Annotated in this window: 23 protein-coding genes and 3 pseudogenes; 15 read left to right on the forward strand and 11 right to left on the reverse strand. The window is 63.3% G+C overall.

The window, feature by feature from the left end:
- The 3 genes and pseudogenes from BKP54_RS26855 to BKP54_RS26865 all read right to left on the reverse strand — a co-directional run.
- Window positions 1-724 (reverse strand): annotated as a pseudogene (locus tag BKP54_RS26855) (sigma-70 family RNA polymerase sigma factor); the annotation flags it as partial.
- On the reverse strand, window positions 724-1,194 hold the full coding sequence (locus tag BKP54_RS26860) for a carboxymuconolactone decarboxylase family protein (RefSeq protein ID WP_025427530.1): 471 nt from the start codon (window positions 1,192-1,194) through the stop codon (window positions 724-726). The pseudogene BKP54_RS26855 and the gene BKP54_RS26860, both read right to left, overlap by 1 nt.
- A gap of 311 nt (window positions 1,195-1,505) precedes the next feature.
- Window positions 1,506-1,763, reverse strand: coding sequence for a hypothetical protein (locus tag BKP54_RS26865; protein WP_025427529.1), 258 nt, complete (start codon window positions 1,761-1,763; stop codon window positions 1,506-1,508).
- 139 nt (window positions 1,764-1,902) lie between these two features.
- Here BKP54_RS26865 and BKP54_RS26870 point away from each other — a divergent pair, with 139 nt between their 5' ends.
- The 3 genes and pseudogenes from BKP54_RS26870 to BKP54_RS26880 all read left to right on the forward strand — a co-directional run bounded on the left by BKP54_RS26870 (window position 1,903) and on the right by BKP54_RS26880 (window position 5,706).
- Complete coding sequence (locus BKP54_RS26870; protein ID WP_025427528.1) at window positions 1,903-2,883, forward strand: ABC transporter substrate-binding protein; 981 nt, start codon at window positions 1,903-1,905, stop codon at window positions 2,881-2,883.
- Window positions 2,884-2,891: 8 nt separating this feature from the next.
- A complete protein-coding gene (locus tag BKP54_RS26875; protein ID WP_025427527.1) occupies window positions 2,892-4,694 on the forward strand; it encodes an iron ABC transporter permease in 1,803 nt (600 codons plus the stop codon).
- Window positions 4,682-5,706: pseudogene (locus tag BKP54_RS26880) on the forward strand (ABC transporter ATP-binding protein). The gene BKP54_RS26875 and the pseudogene BKP54_RS26880 overlap by 13 nt, the downstream one beginning before the upstream one ends.
- 73 nt (window positions 5,707-5,779) lie before the next feature.
- Here BKP54_RS26880 and BKP54_RS26885 read toward each other — a convergent pair.
- On the reverse strand, window positions 5,780-6,076 hold the full coding sequence (locus BKP54_RS26885; RefSeq protein WP_025427525.1) for a hypothetical protein: 297 nt from the start codon (window positions 6,074-6,076) through the stop codon (window positions 5,780-5,782).
- Window positions 6,077-6,295: 219 nt separating this feature from the next.
- Between BKP54_RS26885 and BKP54_RS26890 the strand changes: the two genes are divergently transcribed.
- The 3 genes from BKP54_RS26890 to BKP54_RS26900 all read left to right on the forward strand — a co-directional run bounded on the left by BKP54_RS26890 (window position 6,296) and on the right by BKP54_RS26900 (window position 9,477).
- Window positions 6,296-6,904: a glutathione S-transferase family protein gene (locus BKP54_RS26890; RefSeq protein WP_057206215.1), complete on the forward strand. Its 609-nt coding sequence runs from the start codon at window positions 6,296-6,298 to the stop codon at window positions 6,902-6,904.
- Between the two features lie 603 nt (window positions 6,905-7,507).
- A complete protein-coding gene (gene ftsZ, locus BKP54_RS26895) occupies window positions 7,508-8,557 on the forward strand; it encodes a cell division protein FtsZ (RefSeq protein ID WP_025427522.1) in 1,050 nt (349 codons plus the stop codon).
- Between the two features lie 104 nt (window positions 8,558-8,661).
- A complete protein-coding gene (locus tag BKP54_RS26900) occupies window positions 8,662-9,477 on the forward strand; it encodes a nucleotidyltransferase domain-containing protein (protein ID WP_234907742.1) in 816 nt (271 codons plus the stop codon).
- Between the two features lie 131 nt (window positions 9,478-9,608).
- Here BKP54_RS26900 and BKP54_RS35935 read toward each other — a convergent pair whose 3' ends face one another.
- The 3 genes from BKP54_RS35935 to BKP54_RS26910 form a co-directional block, all read right to left on the reverse strand.
- On the reverse strand, window positions 9,609-9,776 hold the full coding sequence (locus tag BKP54_RS35935; protein ID WP_158071727.1) for a hypothetical protein: 168 nt from the start codon (window positions 9,774-9,776) through the stop codon (window positions 9,609-9,611).
- Window positions 9,773-11,746, reverse strand: a complete 1,974-nt coding sequence (locus tag BKP54_RS26905; protein WP_084815194.1) for a mechanosensitive ion channel family protein — start codon at window positions 11,744-11,746, stop codon at window positions 9,773-9,775. The genes BKP54_RS35935 and BKP54_RS26905 overlap by 4 nt, the downstream gene beginning before the upstream one ends.
- A 267-nt stretch (window positions 11,747-12,013) precedes the next feature.
- Window positions 12,014-12,787: an SDR family oxidoreductase gene (locus tag BKP54_RS26910; RefSeq protein ID WP_057206216.1), complete on the reverse strand. Its 774-nt coding sequence runs from the start codon at window positions 12,785-12,787 to the stop codon at window positions 12,014-12,016.
- A gap of 137 nt (window positions 12,788-12,924) precedes the next feature.
- Between BKP54_RS26910 and BKP54_RS26915 the strand changes: the two are divergent.
- The 8 genes and pseudogenes from BKP54_RS26915 (at window position 12,925) to BKP54_RS26945 (ending at window position 21,801) form a co-directional block, all read left to right on the forward strand.
- Window positions 12,925-13,825, forward strand: a pseudogene (locus BKP54_RS26915) (LysR family transcriptional regulator).
- 336 nt (window positions 13,826-14,161) lie between these two features.
- Complete coding sequence (gene greA, locus BKP54_RS26920) at window positions 14,162-14,644, forward strand: transcription elongation factor GreA (protein ID WP_025427518.1); 483 nt, start codon at window positions 14,162-14,164, stop codon at window positions 14,642-14,644.
- A 199-nt stretch (window positions 14,645-14,843) separates the two neighbouring features.
- Window positions 14,844-15,140 (forward strand): hypothetical protein, encoded by a 297-nt coding sequence (locus BKP54_RS26925; protein ID WP_225906314.1) that lies wholly within the window; start codon window positions 14,844-14,846, stop codon window positions 15,138-15,140.
- Window positions 15,141-15,616: 476 nt separating this feature from the next.
- Complete coding sequence (locus tag BKP54_RS26930; RefSeq protein ID WP_025427517.1) at window positions 15,617-18,007, forward strand: arylsulfatase; 2,391 nt, start codon at window positions 15,617-15,619, stop codon at window positions 18,005-18,007.
- Between the two features lie 135 nt (window positions 18,008-18,142).
- Window positions 18,143-19,510 (forward strand): FAD-binding oxidoreductase, encoded by a 1,368-nt coding sequence (locus tag BKP54_RS26935; protein ID WP_225906321.1) that lies wholly within the window; start codon window positions 18,143-18,145, stop codon window positions 19,508-19,510.
- Window positions 19,511-19,662: 152 nt separating this feature from the next.
- Window positions 19,663-19,989 carry a hypothetical protein gene (locus tag BKP54_RS35415; RefSeq protein WP_128090503.1) on the forward strand — a complete coding sequence of 109 codons (327 nt, stop codon included), beginning with the start codon at window positions 19,663-19,665 and terminating at the stop codon, window positions 19,987-19,989.
- Window positions 19,958-21,064, forward strand: a complete 1,107-nt coding sequence (locus BKP54_RS26940; RefSeq protein WP_025427515.1) for an endonuclease/exonuclease/phosphatase family protein — start codon at window positions 19,958-19,960, stop codon at window positions 21,062-21,064. The genes BKP54_RS35415 and BKP54_RS26940 overlap by 32 nt, the downstream gene beginning before the upstream one ends.
- A 2-nt stretch (window positions 21,065-21,066) precedes the next feature.
- Window positions 21,067-21,801: an NUDIX hydrolase gene (locus BKP54_RS26945; protein ID WP_025427514.1), complete on the forward strand. Its 735-nt coding sequence runs from the start codon at window positions 21,067-21,069 to the stop codon at window positions 21,799-21,801.
- Between the two features lie 241 nt (window positions 21,802-22,042).
- Here the strand turns inward: BKP54_RS26945 and BKP54_RS26950 are convergent, their stop codons facing one another.
- Window positions 22,043-22,573, reverse strand: coding sequence for a GNAT family N-acetyltransferase (locus tag BKP54_RS26950; protein WP_025427513.1), 531 nt, complete (start codon window positions 22,571-22,573; stop codon window positions 22,043-22,045).
- A gap of 92 nt (window positions 22,574-22,665) precedes the next feature.
- The gene (locus BKP54_RS26955; RefSeq protein ID WP_025427512.1) at window positions 22,666-22,998 is read right to left on the reverse strand and encodes a hypothetical protein; all 333 of its coding nucleotides are present in this window, start codon (window positions 22,996-22,998) and stop codon (window positions 22,666-22,668) included.
- Window positions 22,999-23,171: 173 nt separating this feature from the next.
- On the opposite strand from BKP54_RS26955, the gene BKP54_RS26960 reads away from it, so the two are divergent.
- Entirely contained in the window at window positions 23,172-23,420 is a 249-nt protein-coding gene (locus BKP54_RS26960) for a hypothetical protein (RefSeq protein ID WP_025427511.1), read from the forward strand.
- Between the two features lie 153 nt (window positions 23,421-23,573).
- On the opposite strand, the gene BKP54_RS26965 is transcribed toward BKP54_RS26960, so the two are convergent.
- Both BKP54_RS26965 and BKP54_RS26970 read right to left on the reverse strand, forming a co-directional pair.
- Complete coding sequence (locus BKP54_RS26965; RefSeq protein ID WP_084815195.1) at window positions 23,574-24,110, reverse strand: DUF6151 family protein; 537 nt, start codon at window positions 24,108-24,110, stop codon at window positions 23,574-23,576.
- Window positions 24,111-24,122: 12 nt separating this feature from the next.
- Window positions 24,123-24,743: a TetR/AcrR family transcriptional regulator gene (locus BKP54_RS26970; protein ID WP_038576209.1), complete on the reverse strand. Its 621-nt coding sequence runs from the start codon at window positions 24,741-24,743 to the stop codon at window positions 24,123-24,125.
- Between the last annotated feature and the right edge of the window lie 238 nt (window positions 24,744-24,981).

The raw sequence follows: 24,981 nt of genomic DNA on the forward strand, positions 1-24,981 counted from the left end.
AAGCCGGAGCGCACGAGCGTCGAGATCTGCGTGCGGAAGGCGACCGCCAGTTTTTCGTGCACGCCGAGAACCGCCTCGAAGCCGAGGATGGGGCGCATCGCTGCGGGGGCGCTTGCCGCCGCCGTCGGCGTGGATGCTGACATCGGAGGCGAGCATGGCGCCGAGCGTCTTCAGGTCGCCGCTGCGCGAGGCGGTGAAGAAGGCTTCGGCAAGTTCGACGCCGCGCGCCTGCTCGACATGGAAGCGGGGCCGCGCCTCGCGGACATGGGTGCGGGGCGCGGGCGGCGAGCTGGCGGCAGGCGGCCGGGTCGCGCTCGATCGTCGCGGCGACTTCCTCGAAGCTGAGGCCGAAGACGTCGTGCAGCAGGAAGGCGGCGCGCTCGAGCGGCGACAGGCGCTCCAGAGCGAGCATCAGGGGCAGGGTGACGTCCTCTTCCGGTTCCTCCTCGACGACGGGGTCGGGAAGCCAGGGGCCGACATAAGTCTCGCGCTGGCGCCGCGCCGACTTCAGCTGGTCGAGACAGAGCCGGGTGACGGTGCTTCGCAGGAACGCTTCGGGCTCGCGCACCGCGGAGCGGTCGGCCCCCATCCAGCGGATGAAGGCCTCCTGCACTATGTCCTCGGCGTCGGCGACCGAGCCGAGCATGCGATAGGCAACGCGCATGAGTTTCGGACGCAGCGGGTCGAAACCGGCCGCTGCGTCGAGCTGGGCGTTGCCCGTCATCAGGCGGCGACCTCGGCGACTGCCTTTGCCGCTGCCGGCTCGATCCAGAGGCCGAAGCCGACGGCCAGGCGGTTCCAGCCGTTGATGACGTTGATCATGAGCGTGAGCTTCACCTGCTCCTCCTCGGTGAAATGGTTCTGCAGAGCCTGACGAGCGCTTTCGTGGGTATGGCCCTCCGACAGGCGAGTGAGCGCCTCGGTCCAGCCTAGCGCGGCGCGCTCGCGTTCGGAATAGCAGGGGGCTTCGCGCCAGGCCGACAGCAGGTAGATACGCTGCTCGGTCTCGCCCTTGGCGCGCGCTTCCTGGGTGTGCATGTTGATGCAGTTGGCGCAGCCGTTGATCTGGGATGCGCGGATCTTGACGAGTTCGATGAGATCAGACTCGAGGCTGGCGGCGACGGACATAGAGACGCTGGTCCAGCTCTTCATCAGTTGCGGAGCGGCGGCGAAAAGGTCGATCTTGGCAGTCATGGTTCCGTTTCCTTTCGTTGGTTCCGACTACATGACGAGCCAGGATTGGCCCCTGTGACATCGACGCAGATTTTTTCGCGAATTTTTTCTGGCAGGCCCGCAGGCGGGGTGCGTGCTGCACCTTTGAAGGGTGGTGAGCAGATGGTTGCGCTTGAGCCTTGCCGCCATCTTCGCCGCGGCCAAGCTGGAAACGTGTTTGCCTGTCTATGGGCGTGACGTGTTTCCCGCACGTCGAAGAGACCTGCGGCGAGAGCCCACGGTCTCACCCGATGGCTGCGGGATAGGGTCGTCGCCGATCGCAAGCGGTACCGTTATTTCGCGGGCTGACGGCGTTCCAGAATGGATTGGAACAGATCGGCCTGGCGCTCGGCGGCAAGGCGAATGCGCTTCAATTGGCCGAGCATCGAGCCGAAGGCGGCAAGGGCGATGCCGATGCCGATGCCCGGAAGCGCCCATTGCAGCGCCCACATCACCGCCGGTGCGCCGAAGGACGGCAGGGTTACGGCAACGGCCGCGCCAGCCGATACCAGGATGACCAGAGCGCCGGCCACTTTCAGCAAAGTATCCATCACAATTCTCCATCCGTTTGGGGCGCACGATTTCGCGGCTTGCCGGTGCTGTCAAGGGTGTGTCAGCCGGCGGCCCTGTCACACCCCTGTAAAACACCGGCTCTAAGGCTCGGCGCCATCTTGAACCGAGGATATGCCGATGAAATCGTTTGTTTCCGTCGTTGCCGGCGCGCTTGTCGCTTCGCTGCTTTCCACCGCCGCCTTTGCCGAGAGCCTGGTGCTTTACACCAGCCAGCCGAACGAGGATGCGCAGGCGACGGTCGACGCCTTCAAGGCGGCCAATCCCAGTGTCGAGGTGGAGTGGGTGCGCGAAGGCACGACGAAGCTGATGGCCAAGCTGATGGCCGAGATCGAGGCCGGCAACCCGGTTGCCGACGTGCTTCTGATCGCCGACACCGTGACGATGCAGCGCCTGAAGGAAGCCGGCCAGCTGCTCGCCTACAAGTCGCCGGAAGCGGCCAACTACGACGCGGCGCTCTATGACGCCGACGGCGCCTATTACTCCACCAAGATGATCACCACCGGCATCATCTACAACACCTCGGCCTCGACGAAGCCTCAGGGTTGGCAGGATCTGGCGAAGGCCGACGCCAAAGGCCTGGTGACGATGCCGAGCCCGCTGACCTCGGGTGCGGCCCTCATCCACGCCCAGACGCTTGCCGGCATCGACGGCCTCGGCTGGGATTATTACAAGGCGCTGGCCGAAAACGGTGCCACGGCTGCCGGCGGCAATGGCGGCGTGCTGAAGGCGGTCGCCACCGGCGAGAAGGCCTACGGCATGATCGTCGACTTCATGGCGATCCGCGAGAAGGCCAAGGGCGCGCCGGTCGAGTTCGTCTTCCCGGCCGAGGGCGTTTCCGCCGTCACCGAGCCGGTCGGCATCCTGAAGACCGCCAAGAACCCTGACGCCGCCAAAAAATTCGTCGACTTCCTGATCTCGGTGGAGGGCCAGAAGACGGCGGTGAAGATGGGCTATATCCCGGCACGCAACGGCGTGGCGCTGCCCGAAGGTTATCCGGCGCGCGAGACGATCAAGGTTCTGCCGATCAATGCTGCTTCGGCCGTGAAGAATTCCGACGCCGACCTCAAGACCTTCTCCGGCATCTTCGGTACGAACTGATCGCCTGAATGTCCGAACAGGGTGAAACCATGCGCAGCCGGCACCGCTGGCTGCGCTTTCCCATTGCGGGGCTGCAGCGTCCGGGGCGGGTGAGGTCAAGCGAGCCAGGGTCGGGTCGCGCGAGACCGGGTGCTTCGCCCGCCGGCGAGCCGCGCTGGCTGGTGCCCTTCGTGCTCGCCTGCCTTTTCTTCCTCTGCGCGCTGCCGCTCATCAGCCTCGCCAAAGCCGGCTTTGCGGGAGTGATCAATGGCAATTCCATCGCTGTCTTGACCGAGCCTGCGACCTATGCGGCCATCCGCAACACTCTGGTGACGGCGACAGGCGGCATGCTGATCTCGCTTGTGATCGGCGCGCTCTTTGCCTTTGCCGTGGCGCTCACCGATGTCAGGGGCAAACTGTTTTTGAGTTTTGCCTTCATGTTGCCGATGATGATCCCGCCGCAGGTGACGGCCCTTGCCTGGGTGGAGATGACCGGGCCGGCAAGCCCGCTCCTGAAAACGCTGGGGATCGCACCGCCGCTCGGCAGCCCGCAGCCGCTCTATTCGCTGTTTGGCATCTCTCTGCTTCTCGGGGTGCAGCACGCGCCGCTGGTGTTCCTGGCGCTGAAGGCGGGGCTGGCTGCGTCGCCGCGCGACGGGGTGGAGGCGGCAAGACTTTCCGGCGCGTCGCCGTTTCGCGTCTTTCTCGATATCGTTGCGCCACTGGCCGCCCCCGGGCTGATCGCCGGTGCCGCAATCGCCTTCGTCTCCGGCGTCGGCAATTTCGGCATTCCGGCGATCCTCGGCATTCCCGCCGGGATTTCGGTGCTGCCGACGCTGATCTACACGCGGCTCGCGAGCTTCGGCACCGGCACCTTCGGCGAGATCGCGCTGCTCTCCAGCCTGATCGCTGTGATCGCGGCCGCCGGGCTGATCCTTCAACAGCGCGCGCTGGCGGGCAGGGACTACCGCATCATCGGCCTTTCCGGCGCCAGCGCCGCCTTTTCGCTCGGGCGCTTTCGTGTGGCTGTCGAACTGGCGCTTTCGGCGATCCTGTTTCTGGTGTTGGTAGCGCCGCTGGCGGCGCTGATCGCCAGCTCGCTGGTTCCGGCCTATGGCGTGCCGCTCAACCTTCAGACCGTCTCGCTGCGCGCCTATGAAGAAATTCTCTTTCGCCAGACGATGACGCTGAGCGCCTTTGGCAATTCGCTGTTCCTGGCGAGCACGGCGGCGCTCGGGCTGCTCGTCGTCGCGGTGCCGGCCGCCTATCTCATGAACCGGCGCAAGGGTGCGCTTTCAAGCACGATCGGCATCCTGATCGAGATTCCCTATGCGCTGCCCGGCATTGTTTTGGCGGTTGCTTTCATCCTCACCTTTGCAGCGCCGCTGCCGATCCTCAAGGTATCGCTCTACGGCACCATCTGGATCATCCTGATTGCGTATTTCTCCTCGTTCCTTGCCGTCAGCCTGAAGCCGGTTATGAGCGCCTTCCTGCAGATGGACCCATCGCTGGAGGAGGCGGCGCGGCTGTCGGGCGCCGGTTTCTTCCGACGCATGCGCGACGTCATCCTGCCGCTGGTGGCGCCGGCGGCGGGCGCTTCGATCATCCTCGTCTTTCTGATAGCCGCCAATGAGCTGACGGTTTCAGCCCTGCTGTGGTCGGCGGGTACGCAGACGCTGGGGGTGGCGATCTTCAACCTCGACGACAGCGGCTCATCCGATCTGGCGTCGGCGCTCTCGGTGCTGGTCGTCATCATGGTGATGGTACTGATGGCGGCGCTCGAGGCCCTTGCAAACTATCTACCGGAAGGCGTGCTGCCGTGGCGCAACTGATCCTCAATCACCTGACCAAGGATTTCGGCGGCGGTCGTCCTGCCGTCTCCGACGTGTCGCTGACGGTGCGCGAAGGCGGGTTTCTGGCGCTGCTTGGGCCATCTGGCTGCGGCAAGACCACGGTGCTGCGCATGATCGCCGGCTTCGAGCAGCGACCGACGGCTCGATCGACTATGGCGAGCGCCGGCTATCGGATGCCTCGCGGGCGCTGCCGCCGGAAAAGCGCAACATGGCGATGGTGTTCCAGTCCTATGCGCTCTGGCCGCATATGACCGTGGCGGAAAATGTCGGCTATCCCCTGAAGGTGCGCGGCATTTCCGGCGAGACCTGGCGCAGCCGCGTCGGCGAGGCGCTGGCGCTGGTAAAACTCACCGATTATGCCGAGCGCCGACCTGCGGCCCTTTCCGGCGGACAGCGGCAGCGGGTGGCGCTGGCGCGCTGCCTGGTGACGTCGCCCGATGTGGTGCTGCTCGACGAGCCGCTCGCCAATCTCGACCAGCACCTGCGTAAATCGATGGAGGAGACCTTCCGCATCTTCCATGAGCGCTCCGGCGCAACGATGGTCTATGTGACGCACGACCAGTCGGAAGCGATGGCGCTGGCGACCGATGTTGCCGTGATGTCGGAGGGGCGGCTGGTGCAACTGGCGCCGCCGGCGGAAATCTATACCCGCCCGGAAGGCAGTGTTGTCGGCGGGCTGATCGGCCGCGGCTCGATCCTCAGGCTACCACTACCAGAGGGCGCGCCGAGGGCGCTGGAGTGGCCGATGCTCCGCGAGGCGATCGGCTCCACCGACAGCGGCCTTCGTCGCGACGTGCTGGTGCGGCCCGAGCATGTGCGGCTCACCGCCGACGGCATCGCGCTCGAGGTCAAGGCTTGCGTCTACGAGGGCGAACGCTTTGCGCTGACGCTGGCGCTGCCGGACGGGCAGGCACTGAAGGCCTATGGCGGCACGGCCATTCCTGTTGGACAGAAAGCGACCTTCGCGATTGCCAGCAGCTGGCGGCTTTGAGGGCATAGGATAAGCGCCGATCGCGACCGACGGTCGGCAGCATCTGCGCCGGGTCGACAGGCAGGCAGAAACATCAATCGCAACGCGGTCTGTCGAGCTCCACCTTGAACTGTCTTGGTCCGACCAGCCCCGGCTCTGCCGGCAGGCCGACGATGTGGGCGATGACGGTGCATTTGCCGGCGACCACCGTATAGCGGTCGCGCCCCTGGCTGATGATCTTGTCGATCGGATATTTCGGCACTGCTGCGGCAACGGCGCTGATGATCGCGGTCAGTTCGTTGGCGCGCTGATAGTTCGGCGCAAGGGCGGCATGGGAAGCGCCGGCGCCGAGAAGCGCGACAGCCGAAAGGGCCAGGGCTCTGATCTGCATGCGCGGCTCCTGTTTGCAGCAGCAGTCCACGGAGCCCGGCGGTGTTCAAGTCGGGTTACCTTTGCGCCTGGCGACTTTGACGCAGTCGGCTTGCGCAACCGCGGCTCGAAATAAACTATATAGTTAAATAAAACTGGTTGCTAAAAACAACTGGTATGGCATAGTGGCTGCATCACGACGGGGCGGCAATCATGCCGTGCGAGCCGATGGGAGGAAGCGATGAAACTTTATCAGGGCATGGGACCGAATTCGTACCGGGTGCGTATCTTCATGGCGGAGAAGGGCATCGAATTGCCGATGGTGGACGTCGATTTCGCCAAGGCGGAGCACAGGGGGCCCGAGTTCCTCGCGCTCAATTCGCTTGGCCAGATCCCGGTGCTGGAACTGGATGACGGCACCGTCATCACCGAGAGCGTCGCCATCTGCCGCTATCTCGAGGAGACGCACCGCGAACCGCAGCTTTTCGGCAGCGACGCCGTCAGCGGTGCCAAAGTGGAAATGTGGAACCGGCGGGCCGAGCTGGTGATTTTTGGCACCATCGGCAATGTCGCGCTGCATTCCGATGCTTTCTTCAAGGACCGCCTGAGGCAGTTTCCCGCCTTCGCCGAGACCGAGCGGCAGGCGGTGCCGAGGAAATGGGGTTGGCTCGACCGGGAGCTTGCCGATGGCCGGCCGTTCCTTGCCGGCGACAAGTTCTCGATCGCGGACATCACCGCCGGCGTCTGCGCCTGGCTTGGCGACGTCTTCGGCATGGAGGTGCCGGGAGATCTCAGGAATGTCCAGCGCTGGCTGGAAAGGGTGCGGGCGCGGCCGAGCTTTGAGGCTTAGACCGCCCGTCGAGGGACGGGGTTATCGCGGTGATCCGCCCCTCATCCCCCTGCCGGGACCTTCTCCCCGCTGGCGGGGAGAAGGGACTTTGCGGCACCCGCCGAGACGCATTCCGCAAGAGGGATGGAATTGGACGTGCGGAGAATTGGAGGGGGCCGCACGCTCGGTTCTCCCTCTCCCCGCACGCGGGGAGAGGGCTGGGGTGAGGGGCAAATCTGGCCGCCATTTGCAGTTCACGTTTGCCCCCGATTGGCACTTGTATTGGCCGATCCGCCCTGTCGACATAGAGTGGGAAGAGATGCGCCGCGCCGTTTCGGTCCATTGAAGCAAGAAGAGGGTGGCGCCGGCTCGATCCGAGGCAAATGGCGGTTGCCTATGTGGAAATGTAGCAAGTCATTGATAAAAAGAATTAATTTGGTCGCCACGACGAACTGGGCGAAGGACTGAAATCCCACTCGAACGGCAAATGACAAATCATGTGTGGAAAGTGGCATCAGCCTTTTCTCTTGCCTTCTCCGTGGCTTTTTTCAATTCCTAAAATAACAGCTGCCCGATTCGCCCCGATCCGTTGTTTTGGCGGCGTTCGCCCTAGGAGACAAAGCCATGAACGATTTCAAGAAGCCCACGATCACCGAAATGCGCCCGAAGATCACCGTCATCGGTGTCGGCGGCGGCGGCGGCAATGCCATCAACAACATGATCACCGAAGGGCTCCAGGGGGTCGATTTCATCGTGGCGAATACGGACGCCCAGGCACTGGCGATGTCGAAGGCGTCGCGGTTGATCCAGCTCGGTGCGCATGTGACCGAGGGCCTTGGTGCAGGTTCGCTGCCGGAAGTCGGGCGCGCGGCGGCGGAAGAATCGATCGACGAGATCATGGATCACCTCGGCGGCACGCATATGTGTTTCGTCACCGCCGGCATGGGCGGCGGCACCGGCACCGGTGCTGCGCCGGTGATCGCGGCGGCAGCCCGCAAGGCCGGCATCCTGACGGTCGGCGTCGTCACCAAGCCGTTCAGCTTCGAAGGCAAGCGCCGCATGCAGATGGCTGAAGAGGGTGTCGAGCGCCTGCGCGAAGCGGCCGACACCGTTATCGTCATCCCCAACCAGAACCTCTTCCGCATCGCCGACGCCAAGACCACCTTTGCCGATGCCTTCGTGATCGCCGACCGCGTGCTCTATTCCGGCGTCGGCTGCATCACCGACCTGATCGTCAAGGAAGGCCTGATCAACCTCGACTTCGCCGACGTGAAATCCGTCATGAAGGGCATGGGCCGGGCGATGATGGGTACCGGCGAGGCGACCGGCGAGGGCCGCGCGCTGATGGCGGCGGAAGCGGCGATCGCCAACCCGCTGCTCGACGAAGTGTCGATGCGCGGCGCCAAGGGCGTGCTGATCTCGATCTCCGGCGGCATGGACATGACGTTGTTCGAAGTCGACGAAGCGGCCACCCGCATTCGCGAGGAAGTCTATGACGAGGCCGACATCGTCGTCGGCTCGATCTTCGACCGCACGCTCGACGGCACCTTCCGCGTGTCGGTGGTGGCAACCGGCCTCGACAGCCAGCGCAACGCGGCAGACCCGGCAAGTGCTGCGGCGAACGCCGGCCAGCCCGGCCAGCCCGGCCAGGCGCCGACCCGCACGCTGCAGTAACGGCTCGGCCTCACGCGCTGCCAGGTTCCTGGCGGCATCGAAGCCTTCTGCCTTTCTTTGAAAATCCTCCCGTGCGATGACAGCCGCCCGGGGGGATTTTTCGTATGGACGAGACGGGCATGATGGACGCGGAACGAGACGGTCAGGCGGGTTTGCCCGACAACGACGCCACGGCCGCCCAGCGCGTGCGGGCGGTTCGCACGGCCGAAACGATCCTGAACGAGCGCTATCCAGGCGCGCTGTTTGCCATCGTTGCCGGCTCGATCCTGCGCGGCGAGGGCACGCCATCCTCCGATATCGATCTGGTGGTGCTGCACGAACACTTGAGCAATGCCTGGCGCGAGAGCTTCATCGCCGGCGGATTTCCGGTCGAGGCTTTCGTCCACGATTTCGAGACGCTGAACTGGTTTGTCGATCAGGATCTTGCCAGCGGCTATCCCGTGCTGCTCGACATGGTCGCAGGCGGAACAGTTGTCGGCCGGGACATCGATCGCGGCCTGGCCCTCCAGAACGAGGCAAAGGCCAGGCTTTCATGCGGGCCGGGTCCGCTCAAGGCGGAGCGGCGGGACATGCTTCGCTACCAGATCACCGACCTGCTTGACGACCTCAGGGATAGGCGGCCGACGGCGGAAATGCGGGCGATCGCCGCGGCCCTCCACCAGCCGCTATGCGACCTGGCGCTGCTCGGGCGCGGCCACTGGTCGGGCAAGGGCAAATGGCTGCCGCGGCTCCTCCAGCGTCTTGACCCCGCGCTGGCGCAGCGCTTCGACGACGCTTTCCGGTTGGCTGGCGAGGCGCAGCCAGATGTGCTGGTGACTCTGGCGCAGGACGAGCTCGAGCGCCAGGGTGGGCCGCTGTTTGACGGTGATCGCCGCGATGCGCCGCAGACTGCACGGCGGCAGGGTGGGCTTTCGGGCTAGAGCATCTCCAGGAAAAGTGCGAAGCGGTTTTCCGCCAGGAAATGCCGTGGCACGGCGCGCCGCGATTTCCAGGGTGCGCTTCAAGCTCGTGTATTAGCAGCATGTCGCTGCGCACGTTTGCGCGACAAGCGTTATGTCTCGGCGGCGGCCGCTTCGGGATCGATCGGCTTTTTCGCCAGCCTCGCATTCGCCGCAGCCACATCGGCGTCGCTCAGGCCACCGGGGCCGGAGCGCACGGTGACGGCATTGGAGGCGAGGCTGAGGCCGGCCTCGCGCAGCGCGGGCAGCAGCCGTTTCATCGCCTCGCGCTGCAGGATGCTGGGGTTGCCGGCCGGGCGGTGAATTTCAGCCGCACGACCAGCGAGTTTTCGGTGACGTCCTGGATGCCCTGCATCTTCAAGGGTACCAGGAACTCCGGCCCGAACTCCTCGTCCTCCAGCATGGCAAGGCCAACCTTCTTGATGGTCTTGCGGATTATTTCCGGATCGTCCTCGCGCTCGAATTTCAGCTCGAACTTCACCGTGCTCCAGTCGCGGCTGTAGTTGGTGACGGCCTGAAGCTGGCCATAGGGAATGGTGTGGATCTGGCCGTTCTGGTGGCGCAGGCGCAGCGAGCGGAGCGAAATGCGCTCGACCGTTCCCTTGAGCTTGCCGGTGTCGACATATTCGCCGACGCGAAATGCGTCGTCGGCGATGAAGAAGATGCCGGATACCACATCCTTGACCAGCGTCTGCGAGCCGAAGGAAAGCGCCAGGCCAAGCACGCCGAAGCCGGCAAGCAGCGGCGCGATGTTAATGCCGAGCGCCGAAAGCACGACGAGGCTGGTGACGGCGAAGATACCGCCGAAGACGAGATTGCGGATCAGCGGCAGGATGGTCGAAAGCCGGCTTGTCTGATGGATCTGCGCCTCCTCCTCGGTCTCGCCGGGCATGGAGACGCGGGCGGTGGGCGCAAAGGCCTCAAAACTGCGCCAGAGGAAGCTGCAGATCACCCAGCTGGCGACGACGGCAAGGCTGACGCGCTCTAGAATGACGATCCAGTCGACGGCGGCGGTGGTATCGCCCTGGATCATGATCGGCCTCCACAGCACGATGATGATATGCAGCCCGATCAGCCACACGGCGCCGGCAAGGGCGGTCTGCACGCTGCCGGCGATGGCCAGGTGCAGCGGCGAGGAGGCGGGCGTGCGCCGGCGATCGGCGGCCGCACCCGCCAGCGAATGGATGCCGAAGGCGAGGATGGGAAGGCCGAGCAGGATGACCTGCGTCGTGCCGCCGGCAAAGCTCCACTGAGCGCTGTTGGGGCTGCCGGCGACGATGCAGCCCATGAGCCAGAGCGTCAGCGCACTCAGCGCATAGAACTCGGGAACGACGAATGCGATGGCGCGGCGGACGGCGCCGGGCGCTTCGCCGGCAAAGAGATTGCGGATATCGGTGCGGCCGGCGATGAACCAGTAGAGCTTCAGGAACGTCACTGCGGTGACGCCGATCAGAAACCAGCCCTCGATGGCGGCGGGCTCCAGGGCACGCTCGTTGGCGAAGCGCACGCTGGCGCCGACGACGGCACCGATGGCGCCATAGGCAACCAGCATGGCGAAATGGAAGCGTGGCCGGGCGATGGGCAGCAACCGCGTCTGCGGCCGCGACGGGGCGAAGAGAAAGCGGCCGCAGACCGCATAGGCGGCCGTGGTGACGGCGACGGTTACCAGCGCGCGGGCCAGCTCTTGCGAGGCAGTGCCGGCGGTGAGGAAGAACCTTAGCATCGCATGCGCGACGCCTGCGAAGATGACGAGATGGATGATGTCGAGACCCAGCCGCACCAGCGAAGCGCGCACGCGGTGCAGCACGTCGACGATGGCGAAATGGCTGCCGATGAGGCGGTGGAAGACAAAGCCGAGCAGGCCGGCGGCGGCGAGGCCGGCAAGAATGGCCGCCAGCGCCACCGAGGTGACCGAAAGGATAGACCGTCCCTCGGCGCGCACGCTGGCTGCGACATCGCCCATGACGGCAGCGATGGCCGAGGTGCCATTCAGGCCCATCTGCAGGCCATTGACGAAGCGAGCCGATAGTCCCTCGAGCGCGTCGTCGGCCGCGGGCGACTGGGGCTGAGGCGTTGTGGCGGCGGCTGTGGTGGCGTCGATCGGTGCCTTTGGTGCGGTGTCCGGCGCATCGCGCCATTCGACGGTGACCGGCCGGCCGGAAGCGGCTGCTGCCCGCAGCGTGCTTTCGATCTCCTCGCTTGGCTGACCATGGGTGAGAACGACGGTCACGGGGGGCCGGCGGCGTCTGCGCCCGGGCGTAGAGCGGCGGAAGGAGCATGACGAGAAGGGCGAGCAGCGCAGGCAGGCGAGGCGACGTGGGCAGGAAAGACGCCATGAAATCCATCCGTGAAGCGCCGGGGCGTTGGATGCCGCAGCAGGTCGAACGGCCGCCCGCTCCGGTCGATCTTCCGTCGGCGGAGCAGGGCGGCTCGTTTATGAGGCTATTGTGAAATTTCTGTCCTGTCGACGGGCGGCGCCAGCACCGCCCTTTGCCGGTCACTTCGTGGTGTAGCCGCCATTGACGAGGATGGTCTGGCCGGTCATCCACCAGCCGTCGGAGACGAGGAAGCGGATGAAAGGCACGATGTCCTCGATATCGGTAAGGCCTGTGGTCGAGAACTTCGACAGCGCGGAAGCAGTCTTGTGATAGGCAACGGCATCGGCGCCTTCGGCAGGATAGAAGAAGGGCGTATCCATCGGCCCCGGGCCGATCGCCGTCACCGAGATGCCGCGATCGCCGAATTCCTTGGCGGCGGCGCGGGTGAAGTGTTCAACCGGCGCCTTGGTGCCGGCATAGGCGGCGTAAAACGGCGTGAAGGCGCCGAGCAGCGAGGTGACCAGCGTGCAGACCTTGCCGTTGTCGCTGACATTTTTGCCGGCTTCCTTCAGGAAGAAGAAGGCGGACTTGGAATTGACCGCGGTCATCTCGTCATACTCGGCCTCGGTGATGTCGACGAGCGGCTTCTTCACCACCTTGCCGACCGTGTTGACGGCGATATCGATGCCACCGAGCGCGGCCTTGGCATCGGCAAACAGCTTTTCCACCGCGCTGGCGCCGGTCAGGTCGGCCTGGAAGGCGAAGGCATTGGCACCAGCCGCCTTGATCGCAGCCACGGTCTCCTCGGAGGGGGCCTTAGTTGCGGCGCTGTTGTAATGGATGGCGACGGCGCGGGCGCCCTGTTCGGCAAAATCGCGCGCCAACAAACCGCCGAGGTTTTTCGCGCCGCCGGCGATGAGAACGGATTTACCTCTGATGCTGTGATCGGTCATGGCCAGAACCTTTTCGGTGCTTGAAGGCCGCCCGCTGCGGCCGTCTTTCCACCCGAAGCATATCGTCGGCATCTCTGTTATAAAGCCGCCGTCCGTGACATAACCTGTCAGGAATCTCGAACAATAAGCGGCTGACCATGGACCGGATCGAGCTTTTTCGCATTTTCACACGCGTCGTCGACTGCGCCAGCTTCACTCGCGCCGCCGACACGCTGGATATGCCGCGCTCGTCGGTGTCGGCGGCGGTGCAGGCGCTGGAAACCCGGGTGGGCACGCGGCTCCTGCATCGCACCACCCGCAAGGTTTCGCCGACCCAGGATGGGGCGGCCTTCTACGAGCGCTGCATGCGGCTGATCGCCGATGTCGACGAGACGGAAAACCTGTTTCGCCAGGGAGAGGACTGGCCGACCGGCCGGCTGCGCGTCGAGCTGCCGAGCCGGATCGGCCGGCTGATCGTCGCCCTGAACTCGCCAGCTTCCTCGAGCGATATCCCGGTATCGACGTCGACCTTGGCATGACCGACCGGGCGGTGAACCTGATCGAGGAAAGCGTCGATTGCGCGCTGCGGGTCGGGCCGCGCAGTGATTCCGCCCTGATCGCCCGGCCGATCGGTAACCTCAAGCTCGTCAATGTCGCAAGCCCGGCTATCTCACGCGCTATGGCACGCCCGAAAAACCGGAAGACCTGGCCCGGCATTTCGCCGTCAACTACGCGTCGCCCTCAACCGGCCGGGTGGAGGAGTGGGAGTGGATCGAAGGTGGCGAGACACGGACCGTGGCGATGGCCGGCCGCGTTACCGTCAACAGCGCCGAGGGCAGCATCGCCTGCTGCCTGGCGGATCTCGGCCTCATCCAGATCCCGGCCTATGACGTCAAGGCGCATCTGCAGGCCGGAGACCTCGTCGAGGTCATGCCCGGCCATTGCGCCGAGCCGATGCCGCTGGCGCTGCTCTACCCGCACCGCCAGCATCTTTCCCGTCGCTTCCAGGTGTTTGCCGAGTGGCTGGAGGGATTGATGCGGCCGTTGCTCGCCACCTGATGGGGTGCGTGGCGGCGAAGGCGGGCAGCCGCTGATTGCAAGGGTGGCGAGGCGCGTCGCGGGTTTTGCGGACAAGAGGAGGCGTCCGGTGCGGCGATGGCCCTTACTCATTCGGGCTTCGGACTGTCATGGATGGCCGATCCGCGCCTCTGCCTGGTGCCGGTTTCCAAGTGCCTCATGCCAGCGGATGACGTCAGATAATGCGGGGTGACCGCCGCCCGCGGATGGGGCAATATCAGCGATTACTCTTGTCATCCCCAGCGCGGTGCCTCACCGACAGTGGGCTTTCGCGCGGAGGCATTGTAAGAGCCTGCCGCGTCCAAACGGAGTTCGATCGTGAGCGTTGCCTTCACCAAGGAAGAAAGTGCCGAAACCGCGGCGGAAACCCTTTTGCCCGACCGCCCGGTTTCGCCGCATCCCAACCTTGTCACCGAAGCGGGCCTCAAGGTGCTGGAGCAGCAGCAGCGCGAAGCGCGCGCGGCCTATGATGCGACCAGCGGGATCGAAGACGTCAACGAGCGCCGGCGGCAGGCGGCCGGCCCCTTGCGCGACCTGCGCTATCTTGCCGAACGGCTGCGCACCGCCCAGCTCGTCGCCGCCCCGACCTCGACTGACATCGTCGCCTTCGGCAGCACCGTCACCTTCAGCCGCGACGACGGCCGGGTGCAGACCTATCGCATCGTCGGCGAGGACGAGGCGGACCCGAAGGCCGGATCGATTTCCTACGTTTCCCCGGTGGCCCGGATCCTCATGGGCAAGGGGGTCGGCGATGTGGCTGCCATGGGCGGACACGAGCTGGATATTACGGGGATTTCATAGGGCGGGCGTTTTGTCCGACGGCCATTTCCTCTCGATGCAACGGCGTCAGTCGGGCATTCTTGTGAATGTTCATTCGGTGCGATCCTGGAAAACTGAGGTGTGGTAACTCCAGTCTCCTAAATCTGCTCCAAATGGACAACCTCCTGAAAGTTCACAGCTAGAGGCGCTGGCTTGGCTGCTACTGGCCCGGGATGGGACGATGGCTATCAATCACGGCTATCGTGGAAAGAGAATTCGATATTATATTCAATCAACAAAGGCTTCGAAACAAACTGGTTTTGCCATGGCGCAAGAAAAACCTACAGTCATGCGGCGCACGGTCGTGCTCATCAAGATCGTATGGTCAGTGTCGATCATCGTCGCAGCGACAGCGGTGGGAGCTTCGACTGGCTGGGAGAACCATGGACTTGTCGGAGCGCTAGCTCTTGGATTCGTTGGCCTCTTTGTTGGCGGCTTCCTAAGTTCGCCTTCGCTGCTTTTGCAACTGATAACTTAATATCTCGCCGACGTTGAGCCACTTCACATCGGGGGTGTTTTTCAACGGTATCGGCCAAAAGCTGCCGCTGCCTTTCACCCGGCTACTCGACGGTCGGGGGCGAGCCACGCCGGGTCGTGAGCGGTTGAGTCAGTATCAAGAGCGCAATCTGTGTGGTAGTATTCCGCCACATCCGGAAGACTGATCCAAGCGGCGCATCAATGACGCCGTCCGGTTGCTCGCATTCGCTGCAATCACTGCCGTCACGTCGTCCTGCTCAGAAGCGTCATCGCTGAAATAATCAAGGTGCCGATTCTGAAAGCTCCGCCGATGTTGCCGGCCGTGCCCAAGGCGACCAAGGGCACAGTCCTACGTCTCTACAGTCCGATCGAACCTTTCTTCAGTATGGAATGGCCGCCGAGCGAGATCGAAATGGTGCAGTGCGCGTCCGCCCTCGGACGGAGCTGCCACGAGGGGAGGGTGTTGACATGCGTAGCATGAAATCGACCGCGATTGCATCGACCGCCATCATCACAATCCTGATGGGGTTTGGTGCGGCGAGCGCACAACAGATCACCGGCACACCGGGCAACCCGGATGCCACGACGACGGTCGACGGGCGATATCTCCCCAACCCCCCGCCGACATTCGGTGGTGCGATCGGGCTCAGCGCGAAAGACTCGAAGCCCTATTGGCCGCCGCAGATCGTGCCCCCAAAAGGCGCGCCGAACATCCTTTTGATCATGACCGACGACGCGGGCTACGGTGTCCCTGGTACCTTCGGCGGTGTTGTCCCCACGCCTGCATTGGACCGGATCGCGCAGGCGGGGCTCCGCTACACCCAGTTCAACTCGACGGCGCTCTGCTCGCCCTCGCGCGCGGCTCTGATTACCGGCCGCAATCATCACTCCGTGGGTTTCGGTGTGATCTCCGAGCAGGCCACCGGTTATCCAGGTTATGATTCCATCCTCGGTCTCGATAACGCCAGCGTCGGTGAAATCCTGAAAGACAACGGCTATGCGACGTCCTGGTTCGGCAAGAACCACAACACGCCGAGCTATCAGTACAGCTTGGCGGGCCCCTACGACCAATGGCCCTCTGGGATGGGTTTCGAATACTTCTATGGCTTCATGGGCGGCGAGACCGACCAGTGGACACCCTACCTGTTCCGCGATCACACACAGATTTTTCCATGGATCGGAAAGCCCGGCTACAACCTCACGACTGACATGGCGGATGAGGCGATCGGCTACATGCGACAACTCAGCGTCGTTGCGCCTGATAAGCCGTTCTTCCTCTATTACGTGCCGGGCGGCACCCACGCCCCCCATCATCCAACCCAGGAATGGGTCGATAAGTTCAAGGGCAAGTTCGACATGGGCTGGAATGCCATGCGCGACCAGATATTCGCCAATCAGAAGAAGCTGGGCGTCATTCCGGCGAACGCCCAACTGACGCCGTGGCCCAACGATCTGCCCAAGTGGGATACGCTCGACGCCGACAGCAAGAAGCTCTTCGCGCGCCAGGCGGAAGTCTATGCCGCCTATGTGGCCTACACCGACAATGAGATCGGACGGGTGATCCAGGCGGTGGACGATTTGGGCAAGCTCGACAATACGCTCGTCATCTACATCGAAGGCGACAATGGTACCAGTGCCGAAGGTTCCACCGTTGGCACGCCGTTCGACCTGGCCGCGATCGAAGGCATCAATGTTCCGGTCAAGGAACAGTTGAAATATTACGATGTCTGGGGTTCGGACAAGACCCAGCCGCACATGTCGGTGGCGTGGTCCTGGGCCTTCGACACCCCATTCAAGTGGACGAAGCAGGTGGCATCGCACTTTGGCGGCACCCGGCAAGGCATGGCCATGGCCTGGCCGGCCCGTATCAAGGATGCCGGTGGAATCCGCACACAATTCCACCATTTGATCGACATCGTCCCGACGATCCTCGAGGCGACCGGCATTCAGGCTCCCGTGATGGTCAACGGCGTGGCGCAGAAGCCGATTGAAGGCGTTTCCATGGCCTATAGCTGGGACAAGGAGAACGCCAATACTGCGTCTAGGCGTACGACGCAGTATTTCGAAATGCTGGCCAACCGCGCCATCTACCACGACGGCTGGATGGCATCCACAACGCCGCCGCTTGCGCCGTGGTTGCTCGGTTTGGGTAAGATGCCCGAAGTGGTCAATGGCTACACCTGGGAACTCTACAATCTCAACGAGGACTATTCGCAGAACAACGACCTCGCGGCCAAGATGCCTGACAAGCTTCAGGAGTTGAAGGAACTGTTCCTCGTCGAGGCGGCGAAGTATGGTGTGTTTCCGCTCGACAACGACTTTCTCCAGCGCGTTCTCGCACCCCGCCCGAGTGCCACGGCCGGAAAAACCTTGTTTACGTACTCAGGCGAAATATCCGGTCTTCCATCCGGAAACGCGCCCGACATCGTCAATAAAAGCTACACTGTCACGGCTGAGGTAGACGTGCCGCAAGGCGGCGGCGATGGCATGCTGGTCACCCAAGGCGGTCGCTTCGGCGGGTACGGGCTCTACCTGCTGAAGGGCAAGCCGGTCTTCCTTTACAACCTTCTGGCACTGGAAAAATTCCGTTGGGAAGGCCAGGACGCGCTCACTCCGGGCAAGCATACCATCGTCTTTACCTTCAAATACGATGGTGGCGGCCCCGGCAAGGGCGGCAGCGGAGTCCTGAACGTCGACGGCAAAGAAGTCGCCAGTCAAAAGGTCGCAAACACCGTGCCCTTCCTCATGACGATTGACGAGACCTTCGATGTCGGCGTCGATACCCGCACTGGCGTCGAGGACGGGGATTACCAGGTGCCATTTCAGTTCACGGGAACCATCGACAAGCTGTCGGTGCAACTGAACTAAGCAAGGGCCGGTTCGTCCGTCTGCGCCCCAAGAGGCGTCTCGTACATCCGTGCCGGCAGGGAGGATGAAATGACAGATGTTCAATTTAGTGGGCTTCAGGGCGAAACGGTCACCCTTTCAACCGACCTTTTGGAGATGTTGGGAACTCGGTGTCGCGGGAACGTGTGTTTGGCCGGCCAGGCTGGTTACGACGAGGCCAGGACAATCTGGAACGCCATGATCGATCGGCGGCCTGGGGCTGTGGTGCGCTGCCATGGCGCAGGAGATGTCGTAAAGGCGGTGCAGTTTGCCCGCGACAACGGATTGCTCCTCTCTGTACGCGGTGGCGGTCACAACATATCCGGCAATGCCGTCTGCGAAGGCGGACTTTTGATCGATCTTTCGCCGATGCGTTCTGTCCGGGTCGATGACAAGGCACGCACCGCGAGGGTCGAGCCTGGCGCGACGCTCGGAGAGTTCGACAAAGAGGCGCAGGCGTTCGGTCTTGCCACCCCGCTCGGTATCAACTCAACCACAGGGGTGGCCGGTCTCACGCTTGGGGGTGGTTTCGGGTGGCTCAGTCGCAAATACGGATTCACGGTAGACAATCTGATTTCGGCCGATGTGGTGACCGCCGACGGCGAGCTTGTCCATGCAAACACAACGGAAAATCCGGACCTATTCTGGGCTCTTCGCGGCGGCGGTGGAAATTTTGGCGTGGTCACGTCGTTCGAGTTCAAGCTGCATCCGGTCGGTCCCGATCTGGTATCCGGGCTGATCGTTCATCCGTTTGCCCACGCCCGTGAACTTCTTGCGGGGTATCGCCGCGTGGCGGCCGCTGCGTCCGACGATCTTACCATTTGGGTGGTCCTGCGTAAGGCGCCGCCATTGCCGTTCCTGCCCGAAGAGGTGCACGGCAAGGAAATCCTCGTCTTCGCCGTCTGCTATGCCGGTGAGCCGAGCAGAGCCGAGGAGGCACTTGAACCACTGCGTTCGCTTGGCGAACCGATCGCCGACGTCGTCGGCGTGCAGCCATATTCCGCATGGCAGACGGCATTCGATCCGCTTCTCACGCCAGGGGCATTCAACTATTGGAAGTCGCACAATTTCACGGCCCTGAGCGACGGGTTGTTTGAGATCCTGAGCGAACATATAGGGACGTTGCCGACTGATGAATGTGAAATCTTCATCGGGCAGCTCGGTGGTGCCAGCAGCCGCGTGGCACCCGACGCGACCGCCTATCCGCATCGCGAGGCCAAGTTTGTCATGAACGTTCACACCAGGTGGCGTGACCAGGCCGACGAACAACCCTCCATCGATTGGGCGCGGGCAATCTTTGCCGCGGCTGCGCCACATGCGACAGGTGGCGTCTACGTCAACTTCATGCCGGAGGATGAAACCGAAAGGGTCGCCCAGGCCTATGGTGGCAACCATGCACGGCTGGCGGCGCTTAAAGCCAAGTACGATCCTGGCAATCTCTTCCGGCTCAACCAGAATATCCAGCCAGAACGAAAATCGGGCTAACGCGGCAAAAGCTTTCATGCAGCGAGGAATTCGCGCGGTGCCTAGGAACGCCAACGTGCCGGCGCTCGGCACGTTGGCCATGCGCCCACCGCCGTCAGGCTTGGGACCGCGAATAGACCAGCTCGACACCGGCGTGGAAACAACGCTGGGCCATGGCTGCTGCATCAAGCAGCGGGCAGAAATCCATCCGCTTCATTTGCTGTATTCCGGCGGTTTCTCATGGGGTCGCCTTTGTCGGCACGAAAAAACTCTTGGTTTTCGCCTTCACGGTGGTCTTCGGTTGTTTCGAAGACACGCAGGCGTGTGCTTTCCACATCACTGACCGTTCGCTGGACAACAAGCGTTGGGGGCCACTCAGGAGAGGCTCCCGCACCTGCCGGGAAATCGCCCTCGACATTTGCGCTTCAATGCCTAATCTCCGCGGCAATTCAGTTATGGAATTGCTTGATGTCCCTTCGACTTGCCACCTTCAATATTGAAAATCTCATGAGCCGCTTCGATTTTTCCGGCTTCCGCAATCAGCTCAAGCAGGACCGGGTGCTCAGACTCTTCGAGGTGAAGAGCGAGGCGGAGTATCAGCGGCTGGAGGAGGCGCGGACGATCGCGCATACGGATGATACGCGGCAGATGTCGGCGCTGGCGATTGCCGATTGCGATGCGGATATTCTGTGTTTGCAGGAGGCCGACAACATGGCGTCGCTGCAGGCGTTTGAGTACAACTATCTCTTCCGCATGGTCGGCAACGGCTATCGCCAGAAATACCTGATCGAGGGCAATGATTCGCGCGGGATCGACGTGGCGGTGCTGATGCGCGAGGAAACGCGCGATGGCCAGCCGATCGAGTGCCTCGAGGTGAAGAGCCATGCGGGGCTGACCTATGCGGATCTCGATATCTTCAACGATGCGCTCGCTGCCTCCAGCCGGCCGAACGACCGGATCTTCAAGCGTGATTGCCTGGAACTGGACCTGCGGATCGGCGGGCGGCCGCTGACGCTTTATGTCGTGCATTTCAAATCCATGGGGCCGGCACGCGACGGGCTCGACGGGCGCCAGGCGACGATGCCGGTGCGGGTGGCCGAGGCCAAGGCCGTGCGCCATATCATCGAAAGCCGCTTTGGTCGCGGGCATACGGCTGACAAGATGTTCGCGATCTGCGGCGACATGAATGATTATCAGGAGAAGGTCGACATCCTTGGCGACCGGCGCAACGGCTACGAGTTCGTGCCGCGCGAGGAGGAGGAAAGCGCGCTCGATGTGCTGACTGCAGACGGTTTTGTCGAAAACCCGATGCTGCGCCGGCCGGTGCTCGACCGCTGGACGCTGTTTCACAGCCGCGGGCCGCAGGAGCGGCACCTCTGCCAGCTCGACTATATCTGGCTGTCGCCGGCGCTCGCGCAGCGCAATGCAGCCCAAGTGCCGGAAATCATCCGCGGCGGCCAGCCCTTCCGCACGATCTTTCCGCCGGGGCAGGAGGTGGAGCGCTATCCGCGCACCGGCTGGGACCGGCCGAAGGCATCGGACCATTGCCCCGTGGCCATGACACTGGACGTGTGACGATGGATACTCTCGAAAGCAACCTTGCCCACTGGCCCGAAGAAGGCGAGATCCTGCCGATCTCAGGCGTCGATATCCGGGTGAAGGAGGGCCCGCATCCCTTCCATCTCGATCAGGTGGATACCGCGCAGGAAAACTGGCGGGCGGAGATCGCCGCTAACCCGCATCTCTTCGACGGGCAGATGGTGCTGCAGCGGGCGCTCCGGATCGAGGACGGCCGCGTGGTCGGCGAGGGGCATGTGGTGCCCTATTCGACCTTTCTGTGGTGGCGCAAGACCCGCGCGGACGCCGCCTTCCACCTGTTCGCCATGCCGGTGATCGTGTCGTCCGATGGTGCCCTGATCCTGGTGCGCATGGGATCGCACACGGCCAATCCGGCCCGGGTCTACAGCCCCTCGGGCTCGCTGGAGCCTGATGACGTGGTCGACGGCCGCTGCGACATTCCAGGCAATATCCGCCGCGAGGCGCTGGAGGAAACCGGCATCGACCTCGATGCCGCGACTGCCGAACCCGGCTATCACGTGCTGCACATGGGGCGGGCGGTGACGGTGTTCCGGCTCTACCGGGTGGCGGAAACGGCGGAAGCGCTGGTTGCAAGGGTGGCCGCCCATATCGCCGGCGATCCCGAGCCGGAGATCGACGAGGCGATCGCCATCTGGGGGCCGGATCCGGGTGCGCACAACTATCCGCCGTTCATTTTGCCGATCCTCACCTGGCTGTTTGACGGAAAGCGGTGACGATGTCTCGGGGGCATGGCCATTGCGCTGTGCGGCGGCGGAGCGCGTCGTCTTTGAGATGTGGTCAACCGGTGCGCGGAGCGGCCCTGTTCGTCGGCAGGCGGCGAACGGCAGCGCTATCCATGGGCGGCGCGCGGCTGCTTGGCGTATGCCGGAAAATGGCAGGGGCTGATTCAAACGGTCGGCGTTGGCTTTTCGGCGAACGATCGGCGCAACCGTCAACCGTGCGGAATTGAGACGCTCACAGCGATCGACCCAAGACTTCCATTCTGTGCTGCTTTGTCCCGATGGGGACCGGCCCTGCGGTGCGCACCATCTCGAAGCCCTGGCCTTCCCAGAAGCGAAGGCCCTGTTCATTCTCTGCGAAGACGGCGAGCTCCACGCGGTCCGCGCCTTGTGTCTTCAGCCAGCTGAAGAAGTCGTCGCAGAGTGTTTTCGCCGCGCCGTGCCGGCGAAAGGCCGGATCGATCATCAGCAAGGCGATCCACCAGGACTTCTCCTGCGGATAATTGCGGTCGCAGGCGAGCATGCCGATGAGGTTCCCGGCGCCCGATTTCAATCCGAAGACGAACTTGTCGGCCTCGGTTCTGCCCGGCGGAAAGCTTTGAAATTCTTCGATCGCCACGGTTGCATCCGGTGGATGGCCGCGCTCCAAAACCACATAGTCCTGACAGTTCTGGTAAAGCGGCATCAGTCGCGGTGCATCCGCTTCAATCAGCCCTTCGATCTCAAAACCGGAGAGCGAGATCGGGAATGTCGTGGTCTTATCCATGGCCGGCACATTACATGGCAAAGCTATCGGTACAATCCGCATTGTGGCGGTGCGGCGGCGCCTGCACATCGGTCGTCAGGGAGGACACGGCGTCACGGTCGATAATGTCGATCGTGCCTCTTTTTGGCGTTTCGGACCCAATGCCGAAGAATGATCGTGGCTAGGCAGGCGGCTGCGGCCGGATAGATCGCGGGCCACTGGAACAGCAGTGCGACGATGGCACCCACGTAGCTGGCGAATGCACAATAGATGACGATGGAAAACGACCCGGCATAAAACGAGGTGATGCGGCGATAGTCCTGCAGGAATTCCGCCAATCCCCTGGCGAACGGCGACAAAAGCCCCCGAGACGGTGGGCGTTCGACGCCGCGCCGCGCCTCCATCTCCCTGAGCTTGTTGAGTAGCCGCTTTGTTGTGCTGGGCATTTGTCGATGTTGATGGGCGTCGTGACAGGATTTCATCCGAGATTATCGCAAGAGCAGTTTCGGCAAGGTAAAGGCAACTCTTCCGCGTAGCCGCATTCAATGCGTATCCGACCCCGATGGTGCCCAATGGTCGGGCGTTGGCTCGGATCACCAAAATCCTATAGCCGTAAAGCATGAAGACACTCGCTTGCCTCATCCTATCCGCCGCATTGGCGTTTGCTTCCAGCCTGATCATCGCGGGGTTGTTTCTACCCGTCTACGGCATTTTCGAGGGCGGGACGCACAACTGCCTGAATGACGGTTTGCGGGCGTGTGTCTCCATCATCCCGCTGAGCGCGCTGATTTACGGACCGTTGTTTGTCTTCGCCGGCGTCGTGGTCGGGACGCCCATTTTCATGACGATGCTCGCATCGCGCGGTTGATTGCTGTGGTTGGGTGCGCAGATATGCAGTCAGCAGCGCTCGCCAGATGCGGGGTCCGGGCTGGTGGGCATGATGTCGCGTTGCTGGTGCAGCGCCGCTGGCAGGGGCGCGAGACGGAAGGCCGACATGTGCCGACCCATCCGCACGCCGGCGTCAGGCCTCGATCTTGCGCGCTATTGCGATCTTCGGGTTGCGGAAGCCCATGGCGATCCAGACCCAGAGAAGCTTGGCGTAGAAGGATACGGTGTGGGTCTTCAGGTTGGGGATGTCCTTGGGCAGCCAGGAAGCGTCGGGCAGGTCGCCGACCATGGTGCGCAGCTCGGCCTTCGGCCGCGTCTCGGCCGGCCAGAGGTGCAGATAGAGGCTGAGCCAGTGCGCGCCCTTCATTTCCAAAAACATCGGCGTGTTGCAGCAGGTGGCGACGACGCGGCGTGAGCCCGCACCCTCTGACAGCCGGAATTCGCTGAGGTTCTCCTCGCCGGAGACAATCGTGATCCGGTCCTTGCGGTATTCGGCGCTGGGGGTGGCCTCATAGGAAGTCAGGATGTTGCGGGCGCCGGGCAGGGCGCCAAGGCGGGCGGCGGCCGCCCTGCAGCTGTCGCAAAGGCATTCGGAAACAAGGATCGGCGCTCCCTGCACTTTCAGCCGTGTCTGTCCGCAGGCGCATCCGATATGGGTGGTATCGCTCATGTCGCATCCTCCTCAAGTGACGTGAAACAGGTGCCGGATGTACCGGTCGAGATGGTCGAGGCTTTCGCGCGCAAGCTCGGGGTCGTTGCCGGCCTTGGCGAGCACGAAGCCGCCCTGGATGACGGCCTGCGTGTGCCGGGCCAGGCTTTCGGCCGTCCAGGCGTCGACAATGCCGCGGTCGCTGCGTGCGGCCTCGATGTCGGCTTCGAGCGTGGCGGTATGACCGAAGATGCTGCGGGCGCAAGCCTCGCGAATGTCGGGCGCGCTGGCATAGACCTCCTGCGCCAGCGTGCCGACCAGACAGGTGAACTCGGTGATTTCACCGAGGATGATCGCCTTGCGGAAGGCGACGTAGGCGAGAACGCGCGCCAGCGGATCGGGCGGTCCGTGATAGGGGGCGGCGGCGAAAAAGTCGGTCGTCGTTTCCGCCCAGTAATCGGCCGCAGCGACGCCGAGCGCGTCCTTGCTGGCGAAATGGTGGAAGAACGCGCCCTTGGTGACGTCAGCCGCACGGCAGAGGTCGTCGACGCTGGTGGCCGCAAAGCCTTTTGCGCGAATGACATCGCGCGCCGCATCGAGAAGCCGGATCCGTGCGTTGCCGCGTTCGGGTGATTGCTTTGTTGGTCTGGGCATTTAACCAACATACCATACGGTCGGTATGTGTCAATGGCGGGATTTTTTGGTAACTGGGCGATAGGAGCGATCCCGAGCGGCTATGAGGGTGATTTTCGTGTCATTGCATTGACGAAGGCCGGAATGGGACGCGACACGGGGTACCTCACGGGCCCGGATCATGATGGGCAAATGCCTGAATTTATTCAAGGAATTGCGCGCGCTATTTAACGCAACGCAACATCTCCATGCGGCCCCG

Source organism: Ensifer sp. 1H6, assembly GCF_001976035.1.
Classification (GTDB): Bacteria; Pseudomonadota; Alphaproteobacteria; order Rhizobiales; family Rhizobiaceae; genus Ensifer; species Ensifer canadensis.